This window comes from Gordonia sp. NPDC057258, assembly GCF_042668985.1.
Taxonomy (GTDB): domain Bacteria; phylum Actinomycetota; class Actinomycetes; order Mycobacteriales; family Mycobacteriaceae; genus Gordonia; species Gordonia hongkongensis.
The window spans coordinates 1-16136 of sequence record NZ_JBHUXZ010000015.1; the positions used below are offsets into that span (position 1 = coordinate 1).

The window sequence follows — 16136 nt, forward strand, 5'->3', positions numbered from 1 at the left end:
CCCCACCTAGATCGATCACCACGACCACACCCCGGAACCGACACATCCCCGCAGCAGGAACCTCAACCCAGGCTGGACCCTAATTCAGCAGGCTCTTAGGGAGCAGTGGGGCCGCGTCTTGCTCCTCGGAAGCAGTGGGGCCGCGTCTCGCTCCTCGGGGAGCAGTGGGGTCGCGTCTCGCACCTCACGGAGCGAGGGCGGCCATTCACCCCGTTCGACGAGCGGGCACGGGCTAGCGTCGGGACATGCGGCCCTGGATGTGTGTCTTCTGCGCCAACGAGTTCCCGCCGGGCGAGACGCCGCCCGCGATGTGCCCGATCTGCGACGACGACCGGCAGTGGCTTCCGGTCAGCGGTCCCAGCTGGACTCCGCTCGACGAGACCGCCGACAACGCGCTGACCGCCCACGAACTGGAGCCCGGTCTGACCGCGCTGACGGTGCAACCCTCCGTGGGGATCGGGCAGCGTGCCCTGCTCGTCGCGACTCCCGACGGGAACATCCTCTGGGAACCGCCGGGTTTCCTCGGGCCGTCCCTCGTCGACTGGCTGGAGCAGCACGGCGGGGTCGCCGCCATCGCCGCGAGTCACCCCCATCTGGTGGGCGCGAGCGTCTCGCTCAGTCATCGATTCGGTCGAGTTCCGGTGTACTACAACGACTCCGACCGGCGATGGGTCACCCGACCCGACCCCGTCGTGCGCTTCTGGTCGGACACCACCGAAGTCCTCGGCGGGGTGCGACTCGTCCAGTGCGGCGGTCATTTCCCCGGCAGCGCGGTGCTACACCTTCCCGACGCCGCCGACGGCCGGGGTGCGGTGCTGACCGGCGACACCATCAAGGGCGTGATGCAATCCGGCATGGTGACCTTCATGCGCAGCTACCCGAACATGATCCCGCTGTCACCGCGGCTCGTCCGCCACATCGTCGACCGGGTGAACGAACTTCGGTTCGACCGGCTCTACGACGCGTTCGGTGTCGTCGTGGCCGAGAACGCCCGGGACGTGGTGGACAGTTCGGCGCGGCGCTACATCGGCTGGGTCACCGACTCGATCGTCGATCCCGACGATCCGCACGCGCCGGCCCGAGGACCTGCCGGTTCGAGTCAGGCGTCCGGGTAGCCCTTCGGGTTGCCCGACTGCCAGCGCCAGGTGTCGGCGCACATGTCGTCGATTGTCTTGGCGGCGTGCCAGTTCAGGTCGTCGTTCGCCCGGGTCGGATCGGCGTAGGACGCGGCGATGTCGCCGGCCCGCCGCGGGGCGACCTCGTAGGGGATGGGGCGCCCACTGGCCTTCTCGAACGCGTGCACGACCTCCAAGACGGAAACACCTTGCCCCGTACCGAGATTCCAGGTCGACATGCCGGTCTCGCCGGTGCTGATGCGGTCGAGGGCCGCGACGTGGCCGGCGGCCAGGTCGTCGACGTGGATGTAGTCGCGCACGCCGGTGCCGTCGGGGGTGTCGTAGTCGTTGCCGAAGACCGCCAGCTTCTCGCGCCGGCCGACCGCGACCTGCGCGACGAACGGCATCAGGTTGTTCGGAATGCCCGACGGGTCCTCGCCGATCTGCCCGCTCGGATGCGCGCCCACCGGATTGAAGTACCGCAGTGCCGCGATGCGCCACACGTCCGAACTGGCGGCGACATCGCGCAGGATCTGCTCGATCATCACCTTGGTCCAGCCGTACGGGTTGGTCGCCGACGTGGGTAGGTCCTCGGTCATCGGCAACTGTGGCTCGGCGCCGTAGACCGTTGCCGACGACGAGAACACCAGCGTGTGCACGTCGTGGCGCTCCATCGCGCGGAGCAGGGCGAACGTGGTGCCGAGGTTGTTCTGGTAATAGTCGAGCGGCTTGGCCACCGACTCGCCTACCGCCTTGAACCCCGCGAAGTGGATGACCGCGTCGATGTCCTCGTGGGCGAAGAAGTGTTCGGTCTTGTCGACGTCGGCGAGGTCGAAGGCGTGGACGGGGATGGAACGGTCGGTCAGTGCCTCGAGCCGGCCGACGACGGCCGGCTTGGCGTTGCTGAAATCGTCGACGATGACGACGTCGTGTCCGGCCGAGACCAATTGGATGACGGTGTGCGAGCCGATGTAGCCCGCTCCTCCGCTCACGAGTACGCGCATGACGACCACCGTAAGCGGCGACCCTGGGAATGGGCCAAGTGGACTGCATGGAGGTCACCAGGTGGCTTCGACTCGGCGCCTCGCTTCGCTCGGGGCCGGCTCAACCAGCGGGGGGCCGGGTCAACCAGCGGAGGTGTCGGCTTAACCAGCGGAGGGGCCGGCTCGATCAGCGGAGGTGCCGGTCAGCCGGTGACGCGTTCGGTGGTGGCGTACTTCTGTTCGACGGCTTCCTTGGCGGGTTGCCACCAGCCGGGGTGGTCGCGGTACCAGTCGATGGTGGCGGCGAGGCCGGCGCGGAAGTCGAGGTAGTTGGGGGTCCAGCCGAGTTCGGTGCGCAGGCGGGTGGAGTCGATGGCGTAGCGGCGGTCGTGGCCGGGGCGGTCGGTGACGAAGTCGAAGGCGTCGGCGGGCTGGTCGAGGAGTTCGAGGATGGTTTCCACGACGGTGCGGTTGTCGACCTCGCCGTCGGCGCCGATGAGGTAGGTCTCGCCGATCTGGCCGCGGTCGATGATGGTCCACACGGCGTCGTTGTGGTCGTCGACGTGGATCCAGTCGCGGACGTTGCGGCCGTCGCCGTAGAGCTTGGGGCGCACCCCGGAGAGCACGTTGGTGATCTGGCGGGGGATGAACTTCTCGATGTGCTGGTACGGGCCGTAGTTGTTGGAGCAGTTGGAGATGGTCGCGGCCACGCCGAAGGAGCGGACCCAGGCGCGCACGAGCAGGTCGCTGCCGGCTTTGGTCGAGGAGTAGGGGCTCGACGGGTTGTAGGCGGTCTGTTCGGTGAAGCGGGCCGGGTCGTCTAGATCGAGGTCGCCGTAGACCTCGTCGGTGCTGATGTGGTGGTAGCGCACCTGGTGGGCGCGGACGGCTTCGAGCAGGGTGTAGGTGCCCACGAGGTTGGTGGAGACGAACGCCGACGGGTCGGCCAGGGAGTTGTCGTTGTGGGATTCGGCGGCGAAGTGCACGACGAGGTCTGCGTCGGCGACGAGTCGGCCGACCAGGGCGGCGTCGGTGATGTCGCCCTCGATGAGTTCGACGCGGTCGGCGACCGGGGCGAGGGTGTCGGGGTTGGCGGCGTAGGTGAGTTTGTCCAGGACCCGGATCGAGACGTCGGGGCGGGTCGTCAGGGTGCGCAGCACGAAGTTGGCGCCGATGAACCCGGCACCCCCGGTCACGAGAACACGCACGCGCGGCGCCTTTCGTCGAGGTCGATGGTCGCAGTCACTCTACCGAGCAGCTGACCTGCTCGCCTCGGGTGAGCGCAGCGGTGCGACTCGCGTGCCGTCGCGAAAGGCCGCGGGCATTACCCTGATCGCCATGAAAGGGATCATCCTGGCCGGCGGTACGGGCACGCGGCTGCACCCCATCACGCAGGGGGTGAGCAAGCAACTCGTCCCGGTCTACGACAAGCCGATGATCTATTACCCGCTCTCGACGCTCATGCTGGCCGGGATCCGCGACATCCTGATCATCACCACCCCGCACGACGCCCCGGCCTTCGAGAACCTGCTCGGCAACGGCGACCAGTTCGGCATCGACCTCACCTACAAGACCCAGACCTCCCCGGACGGACTCGCGCAGGCCTTTGTCCTCGGCGCCGACCACATCGGTACCGACTCGGTTGCTCTCGTCCTCGGCGACAACATCTTCTACGGCCCCGGACTCGGCAGCCGGTTGCAGGGTTTCGAGAACGTCGACGGCGGCGCGGTGTTCGCCTACTGGGTCGCCAACCCGGAGGCCTACGGGGTGGTCGACTTCGACGCCGACGGCACCGCCATCTCGCTGGAAGAGAAACCGGCACAACCGAAGTCGAACTTCGCGGTGCCCGGTCTGTACTTCTACGACAACGATGTCGTCGACATCGCCCGGAACCTGCGGCCCAGCGCCCGCGGCGAATACGAGATCACCGACGTCAACGCCCACTACCTCGACCGCGGCAAACTGTCGGTCACCGTCCTGCCGCGCGGCACGGCGTGGCTCGACACCGGCACGTTCGACAGCCTCCTCGACGCCGGCAACTTCGTCCGCACCGTCGAACAACGCCAGGGACTCAAAATCGCTGTCCCAGAAGAGATCGCGTGGCGGCAAGGCTATCTCTCCGACGAGGAGTTGCGGGCTCGTGCCGACAAACTCCGCAAGTCGGGTTACGGTGACTACCTGCTCGAACTGTTGCAGCGGGGCAAGGGTTTCTAAGCGCCGCCCCCGAGGCGCATGTCCGACGACCGACTCTGGGAAAGGTGTCCGCATGAAGGTCCGCCCGCTCGCCATCGACGGAGCGTGGGAGTTCACCCCGGTCCAACACGGCGATGCCCGTGGGTTGTTCGCCGAGGCGTTCAAGGCCGACGTGATCGCCGAGACCATCGGCCACCGCTTCGACCTCGCGCAGGTGAATCTCTCGGTGTCCGCGGCCGGGGTGCTGCGCGGCGTGCACTTCGCCGACGTCCCGCCCGGGCAGGCGAAATACGTCACCTGCCCCACCGGGGCGATTCTCGACGTCATCGTCGACATCCGCGTCGGCTCACCCACTTTCGGTACCTACGACACCGTCCTGCTCGATGACGTGGATCGTCGTGCGGTCTACCTGTCCGAGGGTCTCGGCCACGCGTTCTGCGCGCTCGCCGACAATTCGACCGTGACCTACCTCTGTTCCACCGGATACAACCCGACGGGTGAGCACGGCATCAACCCGCTTGATCCGGAATTGGGTATCGAATGGCCGACGCACGCCCGGGACGGTTCGCCGCTGGAGTTCGAACTCTCGCCGAAGGACACCGCGGCACCGGGGCTCACCGAGGCGCGCGAGTCGGGTCTGCTGCCGAACCACGACGAGGTGGCCGACTTCCTGGGTTCGCTGCGGGACTGAGGCGCGAACGCCGAAACGTGCACGGCGCGAGCCGTACACGTCGCAGGGCGGGAAGCGTCAGCCGGTAGTGGATCGCCGAAACGCGGTGACCGCCCAGAAGTAGCCGACCACCAGGAACACCACGCACCATCCCAGCGCCCACGGCCAGCGATCACTGATGTCGAGACCCATGAGGAGTCCGCGCAGCGTGTCGGCGATGGGACTGAACGGCTGGTACTCGGCGAACTGGCGGACACCGTTGGGCATGCTGTCGGTCGGGACCAGCCCACTGCCCAGATAGGGCAGGAACAGCAGCGGCAGCGGCATGTTGCTCGCACTCTCCGGATTCGGCGCGACGACGCCCATGGCAACCGCGATCCACACGAGGCCGGCGGTCAGTAGCAGGAGCAGTCCGCCGGCCGCGAACCAGTCGAGAAGGCTTGCGTCGGCACGGAAGCCCATCGCGAACGCGACTGCGAGCAGGAAGCAGACCGCGACCACACCTTGGATGAGGGCGCCGACGAAGTGTCCGGCCAGGATCGCTGTCGGCGGAGTTGCCAGTGATCGCAACCGATTGATGATGCCCTCGGTGACGTCCTGATTGACCGAGACCGCAACCGCCACCGTCAGGAACGACGGCACGAAGAGCAGTAGGCCGGGGAGAAGATAGTTGATGTACTTGCCGTCCAGCGGTCCGTCCGCGGCGAGGGCGCTCTCGATGGCACCGCCGAAGAAGTAGGTCATCATCAGCAGGATCACGACCGGCATCGCAATCGTGGAGAACATCATCGTGGGGTAGCGCCGTAGCCGGATCAGGTTGCGGCGCACCATCACCGCGGAGTCGGACAGGGTGTGGTCGAGCGTGGTGGTCATGACTTCTCCTAGTTGGCGGTGGTAGCGGCGGTGCGGCCGGTGATGGTGAGGAAGACGTCGTCGAGATCCGGTGTGTGGACCGAGATCCCGGCAGCGTCGATCCGGGCGTCGTCGAGGGTGGCGAGCACGCCGCGGACAGCGCCGACCCCGGCGCCACCGGGGACGGCGAGGGTGTTCTCGCCCGGGGTGTCGACCGCCGAGGGGAACTGCGACCGCGCCCGTTCGAGGTCGTCGGCGTTCGTGAAGTCGATCCGGATGTATCCGCCCGGCACGAGACGCTTCAGTTCGGCCGCCGTCCCCTCGGCCACGATGCGGCCGCGGTCGAGCACAGCGATCCGGTCCGCGAGGTGATCCGCTTCCTCGAGGTACTGCGTGGTGAGGAAGATGGTGGTGCCGCCGGCGACGAGACCGCGGACGGTGTCCCAGACCGCGCGGCGGGACCGTGGATCGAGTCCGGTCGTCGGCTCGTCGAGAAAGATGATCGACGGTTCGCCCACCAAAGTCATGGCCAGGTCGAGGCGCCTGGTCATACCGCCGGAGTATTCGGCGACCCGACGGTCCGCGGCGTCGGTGAGGTCGAAGTCGCGCAGCAACCGGTCGACCCGTTCGCGGGTCGCCGCTTGCGAGAGATGTCGCAGGCGGGCGACCATGGTGAGGTTCTCCCGCCCGGTCAGCAACGTGTCGACGGCGGCGAACTGCCCGGTCAGGCCGATCTGCGCGCAGATCTCGGCGCGGTCGGTCCGCGGATCGAGTCCGGCGACCTCCACCTCACCAGCGTCCTGTTGCGACAACGTGGACAGAATCTTCACGGTGGTCGTCTTCCCGGAGCCGTTGGGTCCGAGCAGGGCGAACACCGTGCCCGCCGGTACGTCGAGATCGATACCGTCGAGGACGGTGTGGTCGCCGAAGGACTTCGTGAGTCCGGAGGCGCGGATGGCGGTTGTTGTCATGATCGTGCTCCCAGTGGTTGATGGATCAATAAATAAACTCATGCGCATATATGCATGTGTGGGTAGACGACCGTCCCTGATGGACGTCGCCGGGAAGTACTCGGTGGTTCTAGCGGTGCGGTCGGGTGGGGTTCACACGTCCAGGTCTTCGACCTCGGGTCGGAGGGCGGCGGCGGTACGTGTGTAGAAGCGTTCGGGGACAAGCGGTTTGAGCTGGTCGGGAGAGTCGACGATGTCGACGCGGTAGTCACCCCAGTCGGGTAGATCGGCGGTGAACAGGCTGCGGACACTGGGAAGGCCGGTCAGGTCTTTCAGCCAGTTACCGGTCTTCTGGCGATGTGTCACCCCGTAGTTCGCCCAGTCGACGTGGTGGACCGCGAGGACGATCTTGCCGGTCCGCCCTTCGTATGCGGTCAATTTGGTTGCATTGCCGGTGGTTTCGTCGTACTCGGTCTCCTCGGCGAGGAGTCTGCCGAAGAACCGTTTACGACGCACTCCGTCGGGACCGTCGCGCAGGACGACCTCGTCGTAGCCGGCGTCGCGGTAGTCGGCCGCCCGCACGTACGCGCGCAATGCCTCCACGACTGCGCCGGAGAGATTGCCTCCCGACACCTGTTGAGCGCGTTCGAGGACTTTGAGGTCCTCGTCGGAGACGTAGATGGTCTTGTTGGGCATGCGGTAATTATATGTAGATGTATACGTAGACGCAAGGGGTTGGCGAAACTGCGTCCGGGGGGCAGTCCGGAAGGGTGACGGCTCCGAATCGTTCAGTAAGCTGAGCGATGGGAGGTGGCAAGCTGATGCTCACTGGACTGATGGGAAATTCGGCGATCATGGCCGCGATAGGGCTGGGGATGATCGCGTTGACCGCGTGTGCGTTCCGCCTGAGGCGGTCGGGTGGGGCCGTGACCTGGTTGGTGGTCTTGCTGGGCGTGGCAGTGACATTCGACAACATGGCGGTTGCGGTGGGACGGTTCGTCGGCTTCGGTGACCTCCTGTACGCGATCAATCTGCCCCGCTTCTGGATTCATGGGCTGATGACTCCGTTGATAGTCGTTGCCGCCGCCGTGCTGGCCTGGCGTCTGGGTGTGCGGTGGAGTCGCCCGGTGGTCGTGGTCGGGGCCGTTCTCGTCGCCGCGTTGGTGGTCGTCGGGATCGTCGAGTGCTTCGTGGCGCTGGAGCTGACGCCGGCGACCGACGGTGATGCGCTGCGGTACGCCAACGCCGCCGCTGCCGGCCCGCCGGTCCCCGCACTGGGCACCGTGCTGATCCTCATCGCGATCGGGATGACCGCGTGGCGTCAGGTGCGGTCGCTCTGGCTGTTGCTCGGCTCGGTGACGATGCTGTTCACCGCGGCCGCGGGCACGTCGATTCTCTGGCTCGGCAATTTCGGCGAGCTGGTGTTGTACGCCTCCATCGTCGCCACCATGTTCCAGGTGGCCGCCGCCGAAAGCCGTTCCGCCGCCGAAGGTGCGAACGATCGGCCGGAGTCGGGGAGGGCTGCGGCGCAGTCGATGACGGTCCGGAGCTAGTCGGCCGTTCCGGAATGGTTCTCGCGCTCCGCGTCCTGCAGCGCGATCGCGCGGGCCAGCCGCGCGTACTTGACCTCCAGGTCGCGGAACCGCAGATACGTCGACACCGTCGTGAAGGCGAATGCGATGACCAGCAGGAACAGGACCAGGTCGAGGCCGCGTTGGATGCCGATCTTGTTGGCCACCCATGTGACGTCGTCCTGCCGCAGCATCGCGTAGAGGCCGAAGCCGATGAACGCGACGAACAGCAGCTTCACGCCTGCCGACGCGCGGGCCGTGCCCCGGTTCACCACGAAGAACCCGACGAGCGCGACCAGACCGAGGATCGCGAGGATCTGGAACCAGATCATCGTGGCATCACTTCCTCATCCGGGTGTGGAACAGGCCGTCGGCGACGATGTTGACCCCGTTGATCAGCGACTGTCCCTTCGCCCGCGAGTAGTCGGTGTAGAGGATCGTCACCGGTTGTTCGGCCACCCGCCACCGGTGGTGATCGATGAGCGCGATGAACTCCGACGCGTGGCTCATCCCGCTCATGAGCAGGTCGAGCTGATCGGCCACGGTCTTGTTGAACGCCCGAAGTCCGTTGTGCGCGTCTGACAATCCGAGGCGACGAGTGCGCGGGCTCAGGAACACGATGGTGCGCAACGCCATCCGGCGCAGGATCGGAACCGATTCGCTGCGACCGTCGGCGAAGCGGGTCCCGACGATGATGTCGACCGGCTCGCGTCGTAAGCGCTCGATCATGGCCGACACGTCGTCGACCCGGTGCTGTCCGTCGGCGTCGAAGGTCACGAAGAACCGTGCCCCCGGCCGGCGACGCGCGTACTCGACGCCGGTCTGGATCGCGGCGCCCTGACCGAGGTTCACCGGGTGCCGAACCAGATGCACCCCGGCGGCCCGGATCTCCTCGGCCGAGTTGTCCGAGCTGCCGTCGTCGACGCAGACGATGTTGGGAAACGTCTCGCGGGCCTTGGCCGCCACCTCGCGGATCACCTGGCCCTCGTTGAAAACGGGTACCACCAGCCACACGTCGGCGTTGGTACTGGGGTCGGCCATGGTCAACAACCCTAACCCGCTTCCGCGCGGGGTCTGCCGCCCGGCACGCCTCGGGGGCCGCGTGGTGATCGGACCTGGTTAGTCTTGTGCGGTGACGATCGACGTGATGATGCCGTTCTACGGCGACGTCGCCCAGTTCCGGCAAGCCGTCACCAGTGTGCTCGACCAAGACGACCCGGACCTTCGGCTCGTCGTCGTCGACGACTGCTACCCGGATCCGACGCCGCGGCAATGGCTGGAGTCGCTCGGCGACGCCCGGGTCCAGTACCTCCGCAACGAGACCAACCTCGGTGTGAACGGGAACTTCCGGCGCTGCGTCGAGCTGGTCACCGCCGACTGGTTCGTGGTCATGGGGTGCGACGACGTGATGCACCGCGCCTACCTCGCCACCGTCCGTACGATGACCCGCCACCATCCCGACGCCGCGGTCATCGCGCCCGGCGTCGACGTCATCGACGAGAACGGGCAACCGGTCACGCCGCTCGGCGACCGGATCAAGTCGGTTCTCGCGCCGCCGCGGGCGACCGTGCTGTCCGGGGAACGGTTGGCCACCTCGCTGTACCACGGAAACTGGACCTATTTCCCGTCCCTGTTGTGGCGGACCGCCGCCGTCCGTGAGGTCGGGTTCCGGCCCGGACTCGAGATCGTCCTCGATCTCGCACTCCTCGTCGACCTCGCGAGTGCCGGCGGATCGCTGGTCTACGACCCCGAGGTGGTCTTCTCCTACCGCAGGCACCGCGCCTCGGTGAGTTCCGTGCAGGCCGTCGACGGTCGGCGGTTCGCCGAGGAGAACCGATTCTTCGCCGACGAAGCGCAGCGTTGCGAGGCGCACGGCTGGCCGAAGGCGGCACGCGCCGCCAGGTGGCACGCGACGTCGAGGCTGAACCACCTCTCGGCTCGCGTCGGGGCGGGGGTCGGCCGGTTGCGGGGTTCGGCCGGGAGCTAGGAGCGCCCCCGCTCCTCGAGGTGCGTGTGAAGCGAGCCCAACCCCTGCTCCCTGAGGTGCGGGCGAAGCGAGCTTAACCCCTGCTCCCTGAGGTGCGAGCGAAGCGAGCCTCGAAGGGCTCGTAGCGCGCCTCACCAGCCCTTCGAGGCTCGTCGCTTGCGCTCCTCGCACCTCAGGGAGCAGGGGGTATGCGGTTCTTTCGGTCAACGACGGCCGCGAGGCCGCAGGTACTGAGGAGCGAGCTTGCGAGCCGACCCCCTGCTCCCTGAGGAGCGAGCTTGCGAGCGTCACGAAGGGTCAGGCCCGCAGCACCCCGACGAGATGCACGCCGAGGCCGACCAGGGGTCCGACGACGAGGGCGACGCAGGTCCGGGTCGCGACGTCGAGCGGCAGCAACAACATCGCGATCGCGACCAGGGTCGACACCCACCATCCGGCCGCGTACCAGCGGTGGGCGCCCGCGGCGATCGCGGCGGCGCCGGTCACCGTCAGCAGCGCCAGGCACGTCGCGCCGAGCGTCAGCATCGCCACGACCACACCGTCGAGATCGAAGTCGGCGCCGAACACCGATCGCAGCAACCACGGGCCCACCAGCCACGCGGCCGTCACCCCGACGCCACCGACCGCGGCGACGATCCCGAGGGGAGCACCCAGCGCGGCGAGGCGGTGGTCCCGGCGGTCGACGAACCTCGAGATCAGCACACCCTGAAAGCTGTTGAGCGGCACCAGTAGTGGTGCGCGGGTCAGGGTGACGGCGAGGATCAGCGCGCCGATCGTCCGGACGTCGTCGGCGTCGGGGCCGCCACGCAGGTCGGTGGTCAGGTTGATGAGCACGGGAAAACCCATGACGAGGACGGCGCTCGCGGCGGCGGCGGCCATCGCGGTCAGGGTGTTGCCCGTCAGACGTCGGGGCGCGACGTCGCCGGCGACGCCGATCGCACGGCGGGCCGAGGCCGACACCACGAGCAGCAGGCACCACGACACCGACCCGACGACGGTGACGACCAGGAACGCGGTGACGCCCCAGCCGGCCGCCACCGCGACACCGGCACCAGCGAGCCGGATCAGCGCGTCGACCGACAGCAGCACCGCGAACGACGACCAGTCCAGCCGCCCCGACAACGCTCCGCACAGGTGCGCGTACACCGCGAAGCTCGCCACGCCGACGGCGAGCAGCAGCACCGACAGGCCGCGATCCGCGGTGAACACCCGTGAGCTCCACAACGGTGACGTCGCGACGACCAGAACGGCCAGGCCGAGCCCGATGCCCGCGTTGACCAGCAACGGGCGCGACCGGGCGAGCCCCTCCGATGCGGCGGTCCGGACCGCCCGCGTCGTCTCCTGCAGTTGCCCGTTCTGCGCCCCGGTCACCAGGCCGTAGGCAGCCCAGAACACGGCGAACACGCCGTAACCGACGGCCCCGAGATGCCTGGCCGCCAAGAGCAGGACGACATACCCCGACGCGGCCGCGACGATCGTCGCCATCGTGACCCGGCCCAGTGAACGTGCGTCGGTGTCGCCTGCCGAACCGGCGTCCGGACCCGGCGTCGTCGGATCGGTCGTCATCGAACGGATCAGGAAGGACCTGGGAACGGCGGCAACTCGGGCGTGAACAGCCAGTCGTCCCAGAGATCCTTGAGCGGCTTCGACGAGTGGGTGGCGGCGAGTGCCATGAAGTCCTCGGTGGTCACCGAGCCGTACCGATACTTGTCGGTCCACCGCTGCAGCAGCGCGAAGAAGTCGCCGTCACCGATGGTCAGCCGCAGTGCGTGCAGGGTGAGTGCGCCGCGTTTGTAGATCCAGTCGTCGAACATCTTGCGCGGACCGGGATCGGCGAGTGGCACACGCACCGGCGACGATTCGAGTTTCGCGTAGTAGTGACGCGCCCATTCGTCGGCGCTGCGGCCGCCCGAGTGCTGACTCCACAGCCATTCGGCGTAACAGGCGAAACCCTCGTGGAGCCAGATGTCGCGCCAGCGGGCCGCGGTCACCGAATTGCCGAACCACTGATGCGCGAGCTCGTGGGCGATCAACCGCTCCGCGTGCCGGCTGCCGTCGCAGTGATTGGCCCCGAAGGTGGAGAAACTCTGTGCCTCGATGGGGATCTCGAGTTCGTCGTCGGTGACCACGACGGTGTACCGGGGGAACGGATACGGCCCGAACATCTCGACGAACGCCGCCATCATCTCGGTCTGCTGACCGAAATCGACCCCGAAGTTCTCCTCGAGTCGCGAGGGGACGAGGCCCGAGACCGGAATCGGTTTGGACGCCAACGAGATCTGCTTGTACTGACCGATCTGGATCGACGCCAGGTAGGTGGGCATCGGTTCCACCTGCTCGTAGACCCAGGTGGTCTGCGCGGCGCGGACCCGCTTGGACTCCAGGACGCCGTTGGCGAGCGCGTGATACGGGCTGTCGGTGGTGATCGAGATCCGGTACGGCGCCTTGGCGCTCGGGTGGTCGTCGCAGGGGAACCACGACGCCGCCCCGTTGGGCTGGTTCGCACAGAGCGAGCCGTCGGTCAGTTCCTCCCAACCGACCTCACCCCACGGGCCGCGGATCGGATGCGGACTGCCGTGGTACCGGACGGTGACGGTCATCGCCCCGCCCGGGGGGAGTGGAGTGTCGGGGGTGATGGTCAGCTTGTGCCGACGATGCGAGTAGCGGGCGCGCTTGTCGTTGACCGACACCCGTTGCACCGACAGCGAGCTCGCCAGGTCGAGGGTGAAACGCTTGAGCTCGGCGTACGACGTCGCGGTCAGGATCGCGGTGCCCTCGAGTCGATTGCTCGACACCTTGTACTCGAGTTCCAGATCGTATCGAGAGATGCGATAGCCCAGATTGCCGTTGTCGGGCAGATATGTATCGAGGACGTCGGCGGGTGCCCCCAGCACGGGTTGCCCGGAGTTGCCACGTGAACCCAGCCCAGACTTTCCCGGCACTCTCGACTCCTACTCCGTTCTGCCCCGGCGGGCTGACGTGCGGCGGCGCGCCTCGACGAGTCGCGTCGGCGACGCGCTGCGACCGGTCACGAAGCGGTTGCGGTTCGGTGGTGACGTCTCGATTCGGCTGTTCACCCGCGACGGGGCGATGCTGTCCCGGACACTGAGAGAGTACCTGGCGGCGGCACGGCCGGCCCGCCCGATCGATACGAGGAGTGCGGAATGAGCGGATTCGGTAGTGTGGCGCAGTTTCTCGCGCGCCTGATACTCGGCATCATCTTCATCGCCCACGGGTGGCAGAAGCTGGTCACCCAGGGTATGGACGCCACCAAGGCGGCATTCGGCCCGGCCGGCATGGACATCCCCTACCCGGAGCTCGCCGCGTACTACGCGACATGGGTCGAGCTGATCGGCGGCATCCTGCTGATCCTCGGACTGCTGCTGCCGATCGTCGCGACCCTGCTGATCGCCGACATGATCGGCGCGATCGTGTTCGTGCACTGGGACGCCGGGTTCTGGAACATGGACGGCGGTTACGAGTGGCCGCTCGCGCTGATCGCGGGCCTGCTGGCCGTCGGCTACACGTCGGCCGGCCGGATGGGCGCCGACAGCTACATCATGCGACGCCGACGCCGAGACGTCGTCTGACGGCTCACACCAGAGCCAGACCGTCGATGGTGGCCGCGCTCGCCGGAGCGCCGCCACCATCGGCCAACCTCTCGACCAGGCGCGTGAGCAGTTCCCGTTCCTCGTCGGCATGACGGAGTCCGACACCGTCGATGAGCCCCGGCGAGATCAGCGCGAGGGGATCGGTGTCGTGCCGGTGGACCACCGCCGCGCCGAGCAGACGTTGCGCCTGGGCGGGATCGGACTCCCAGAGCGCGTCGGCGGTCAGCAGGTACAACCGGACGGCCGGCGAATAGTCGTGCAGGTGCACGAGCGCCCAGGCCCAGTGCTTCGCGACGTCGACCGTGTCGGCTTCGGCGCGCCCGTGCGTGCGCACGTACTTGCCGTGCAGTTCACGACACAGGTGGCTGGCGTCGGACCACAGCATGAGATGGGACATGCAGCGGACGCAGTCGTGCAGATTGGACAGGTACATCACCGAATACGGTCCCTCGCGGCGCGACCTGATCTCGCGGAGCACGGAGAACTCGGCCAGCGCGTGGTCGTATTCACCGGCCGAGAGCAGCGCCCGGGCCTCGGCCTGCATTTCCTCGATCACCCTCGACATTGTCGCCGATCCGGCACCCCGGCATCGGCGATTCGGCCGAACCGGGTGAGCACGACCGACACCGGCCGGCCAGGTAACACCATCGGGTCGTCCTGGCGGGACTCCCGGCGGGCTGGCATCGTGGCAAGGATGAAGGACGACATCGGTAGCACTCCGGAGGGTTCGGACGGCGAGTACAGCCTGGACGAGGACGACCAACTGCAGCCGGAGGACACTCTGGACGACCGCGGCGTCGACGACGTCCTCGACGAGGGGTACTCACCGCCCGACTATGCGCCCAAGGGTGCCGTCCACGGGCTGACCTCCCGGGAACAGGCCGAGGGCGAGACGCTCGACGAGCGGCTGGCCGAAGAGGAACCCGACGTCGGAGCGGTCGATCCGCTCGACGAGATCACCGCCGAGGAACGTGCGCGGACCGACTGGCGCGCACACGATTCCGATCGTGACGACGAGTTCGAGGAAGACGACGAGGTCGGGGACCGCCGCGCCGGACGTCTCATCGCCCCGGACGCCGGATCAGGTATCGACACCGAGTCGGACGCCGTCGCCGAGGACGCCGGGATCGACGGCGCCGGAGCCTCCGCGGAAGAGGCTGCGGTGCACTACATCTCCGATTCGGACTAGTCGGTCTGGTTCGGCCCGCTCCCTTCGCTCCCGGCGCCGGTTTGATTAGGCCCGCTCGCTTCGCTCCCGGCGCCGGTTTGATTCGGTCCGCTCGCTTCGCTCCCGGCGCCGGTTTGATTCGGCCCGCTCGCTTCGCTCCCGGCGCCGGGCTGCTCCAATACCTGCGCCAGCGTCGCGACGATGGTCGAGCGGACGGCGTCGGCCGTGAGGCCCAGCCCGCTCAACGCCTCGGCAAGCGTGCCATCGGCGAAGAAGCCGAGCAGGAGATGCTCCGTGCCGATGTAGTTGTGCCCGAGATCGAGGGCGGCAGCGACGGTCGACTCCAGGACCGACTTCGACGCGTCGTCGTAGGGCACCACGCTCGTTGCTTCGTCGTCGGCGATGTCCCGCGGTGCCGGGAGCAGTGGCGCGATGGCCGCACGCCAGGCGTCGGCGTCGACACCGGAGTCCCGCAGCACATGGAACACGAGGGACTTCGGTTCGGCCGTGAGGGCCTGCGCGATGTGGGCCGGGGTCACGTGCTCGGCACGGCCCGCGGCCGCTGCCGCGTTCGCGGCCATCAGTACGTTCGCGGCCCGGGGCGTGAAACGCGAGAACGGGTTGTCCGCGCCGGGTGCATCGTTCTCGCCCGCGGACGACACGCGGTCGACGAACCGCTTCTGAGCGGCCTGTTTGCTCACGCCCATGCTGGTGCCGATCGCGGTCCACGATGCTCCCGAGCGGCGGGCCTGGTCGACGAAGTGACCGATCAGGCTGTCGGCGATGTCGCCCAGGTGCTGCGCGGCCACCACCGCGTCGGAGAGTTGGTCCAGCGGGTCGTCGTGGACCTTGCGGATGGCATGGATCAGGTCGTCGAGGCGGATGGAGACTGAACTCTGGGGCATGCGTCAACCGTAGGTTGACGAGTTGATCGCGTCAACCCCGAGTTGACGACGACGCGTCGAGGCCGATCAAGCGCGTGTGCGTTGACAGGAACGGCAAGCGTCATGACGATGGATGCGGAGATCGGCGAAGT

Annotated in this window: 17 protein-coding genes and 1 pseudogene; 7 read left to right on the top strand and 11 right to left on the bottom strand. The window is 67.6% G+C overall.

Annotated elements, in window-relative coordinates:
- Positions 1–245: 245 nt before the first annotated feature.
- Positions 246–1115, top strand: a complete 870-nt coding sequence (locus tag ACFUEJ_RS12640) for a hydrolase (RefSeq protein WP_205333192.1) — start codon at positions 246–248, stop codon at positions 1113–1115.
- Here the strand turns inward: ACFUEJ_RS12640 and galE are convergent.
- Together galE and rfbB are read right to left on the bottom strand one after the other, a co-directional pair.
- Positions 1100–2119: a UDP-glucose 4-epimerase GalE gene (galE, locus tag ACFUEJ_RS12645; RefSeq protein WP_065630506.1), complete on the bottom strand. Its 1020-nt coding sequence runs from the start codon at positions 2117–2119 to the stop codon at positions 1100–1102. The two genes, ACFUEJ_RS12640 and galE, sit on opposite strands and share 16 nt — an antisense overlap.
- Before the next feature lie 182 nt (positions 2120–2301).
- A complete protein-coding gene (gene rfbB / locus ACFUEJ_RS12650) occupies positions 2302–3306 on the bottom strand; it encodes a dTDP-glucose 4,6-dehydratase (RefSeq protein ID WP_388029734.1) in 1005 nt (334 codons plus the stop codon).
- 130 nt (positions 3307–3436) lie between these two features.
- Between rfbB and rfbA the strand changes: the two genes are divergently transcribed.
- The gene (gene rfbA, locus ACFUEJ_RS12655) at positions 3437–4312 is read left to right on the top strand and encodes a glucose-1-phosphate thymidylyltransferase RfbA (RefSeq protein WP_388029736.1); all 876 of its coding nucleotides are present in this window, start codon (positions 3437–3439) and stop codon (positions 4310–4312) included.
- A 52-nt stretch (positions 4313–4364) separates the two neighbouring features.
- Positions 4365–4982, top strand: coding sequence for a dTDP-4-dehydrorhamnose 3,5-epimerase family protein (locus ACFUEJ_RS12660; protein WP_068970630.1), 618 nt, complete (start codon positions 4365–4367; stop codon positions 4980–4982).
- 57 nt (positions 4983–5039) lie between these two features.
- On the opposite strand, the gene ACFUEJ_RS12665 is transcribed toward ACFUEJ_RS12660, so the two are convergent.
- The 3 genes from ACFUEJ_RS12665 to ACFUEJ_RS12675 all read right to left on the bottom strand — a co-directional run bounded on the left by ACFUEJ_RS12665 (position 5040) and on the right by ACFUEJ_RS12675 (position 7459).
- Positions 5040–5834 (bottom strand): ABC transporter permease, encoded by a 795-nt coding sequence (locus ACFUEJ_RS12665; protein ID WP_058251389.1) that lies wholly within the window; start codon positions 5832–5834, stop codon positions 5040–5042.
- A gap of 8 nt (positions 5835–5842) precedes the next feature.
- Positions 5843–6784 carry an ABC transporter ATP-binding protein gene (locus tag ACFUEJ_RS12670; protein ID WP_388029740.1) on the bottom strand — a complete coding sequence of 314 codons (942 nt, stop codon included), beginning with the start codon at positions 6782–6784 and terminating at the stop codon, positions 5843–5845.
- A 132-nt stretch (positions 6785–6916) separates the two neighbouring features.
- The gene (locus ACFUEJ_RS12675) at positions 6917–7459 is read right to left on the bottom strand and encodes an EXLDI protein (protein ID WP_388029743.1); all 543 of its coding nucleotides are present in this window, start codon (positions 7457–7459) and stop codon (positions 6917–6919) included.
- Positions 7460–7584: 125 nt separating this feature from the next.
- On the opposite strand from ACFUEJ_RS12675, the gene ACFUEJ_RS12680 reads away from it, so the two are divergent.
- On the top strand, positions 7585–8316 hold the full coding sequence (locus tag ACFUEJ_RS12680) for a hypothetical protein (protein ID WP_388029746.1): 732 nt from the start codon (positions 7585–7587) through the stop codon (positions 8314–8316).
- Here ACFUEJ_RS12680 and ACFUEJ_RS12685 read toward each other — a convergent pair.
- Together ACFUEJ_RS12685 and ACFUEJ_RS12690 are read right to left on the bottom strand one after the other, a co-directional pair.
- Positions 8313–8666 (bottom strand): DUF2304 domain-containing protein, encoded by a 354-nt coding sequence (locus ACFUEJ_RS12685; protein WP_388029749.1) that lies wholly within the window; start codon positions 8664–8666, stop codon positions 8313–8315. The genes ACFUEJ_RS12680 and ACFUEJ_RS12685 overlap by 4 nt on opposite strands.
- A gap of 7 nt (positions 8667–8673) precedes the next feature.
- Positions 8674–9375, bottom strand: coding sequence for a glycosyltransferase family 2 protein (locus tag ACFUEJ_RS12690; protein WP_065630497.1), 702 nt, complete (start codon positions 9373–9375; stop codon positions 8674–8676).
- A gap of 91 nt (positions 9376–9466) precedes the next feature.
- Between ACFUEJ_RS12690 and ACFUEJ_RS12695 the strand changes: the two genes are divergently transcribed.
- Positions 9467–10321 (top strand): glycosyltransferase family 2 protein, encoded by an 855-nt coding sequence (locus ACFUEJ_RS12695; RefSeq protein WP_159369966.1) that lies wholly within the window; start codon positions 9467–9469, stop codon positions 10319–10321.
- Between the two features lie 297 nt (positions 10322–10618).
- On the opposite strand, the gene ACFUEJ_RS12700 is transcribed toward ACFUEJ_RS12695, so the two are convergent.
- Both ACFUEJ_RS12700 and ACFUEJ_RS12705 read right to left on the bottom strand, forming a co-directional pair.
- Positions 10619–11887: a hypothetical protein gene (locus ACFUEJ_RS12700; RefSeq protein WP_058251382.1), complete on the bottom strand. Its 1269-nt coding sequence runs from the start codon at positions 11885–11887 to the stop codon at positions 10619–10621.
- Between the two features lie 8 nt (positions 11888–11895).
- Positions 11896–13263 (bottom strand): M1 family metallopeptidase, encoded by a 1368-nt coding sequence (locus ACFUEJ_RS12705; RefSeq protein ID WP_058251381.1) that lies wholly within the window; start codon positions 13261–13263, stop codon positions 11896–11898.
- Between the two features lie 222 nt (positions 13264–13485).
- Between ACFUEJ_RS12705 and ACFUEJ_RS12710 the strand changes: the two genes are divergently transcribed.
- Positions 13486–13911, top strand: coding sequence for a DoxX family protein (locus ACFUEJ_RS12710; RefSeq protein WP_058251379.1), 426 nt, complete (start codon positions 13486–13488; stop codon positions 13909–13911).
- 4 nt (positions 13912–13915) lie between these two features.
- Here ACFUEJ_RS12710 and ACFUEJ_RS12715 read toward each other — a convergent pair whose 3' ends face one another.
- Positions 13916–14497, bottom strand: a complete 582-nt coding sequence (locus tag ACFUEJ_RS12715) for a hypothetical protein (protein WP_175404303.1) — start codon at positions 14495–14497, stop codon at positions 13916–13918.
- Between the two features lie 129 nt (positions 14498–14626).
- Here ACFUEJ_RS12715 and ACFUEJ_RS12720 point away from each other — a divergent pair, with 129 nt between their 5' ends.
- Positions 14627–15121: a DUF5709 domain-containing protein gene (locus tag ACFUEJ_RS12720; protein ID WP_058251378.1), complete on the top strand. Its 495-nt coding sequence runs from the start codon at positions 14627–14629 to the stop codon at positions 15119–15121.
- A gap of 158 nt (positions 15122–15279) precedes the next feature.
- On the opposite strand, the pseudogene ACFUEJ_RS12725 reads toward ACFUEJ_RS12720, so the two are convergent.
- A pseudogene (locus tag ACFUEJ_RS12725) lies at positions 15280–16005 on the bottom strand (Clp protease N-terminal domain-containing protein); the annotation flags it as partial.
- Positions 16006–16136: the final 131 nt, after the last annotated feature.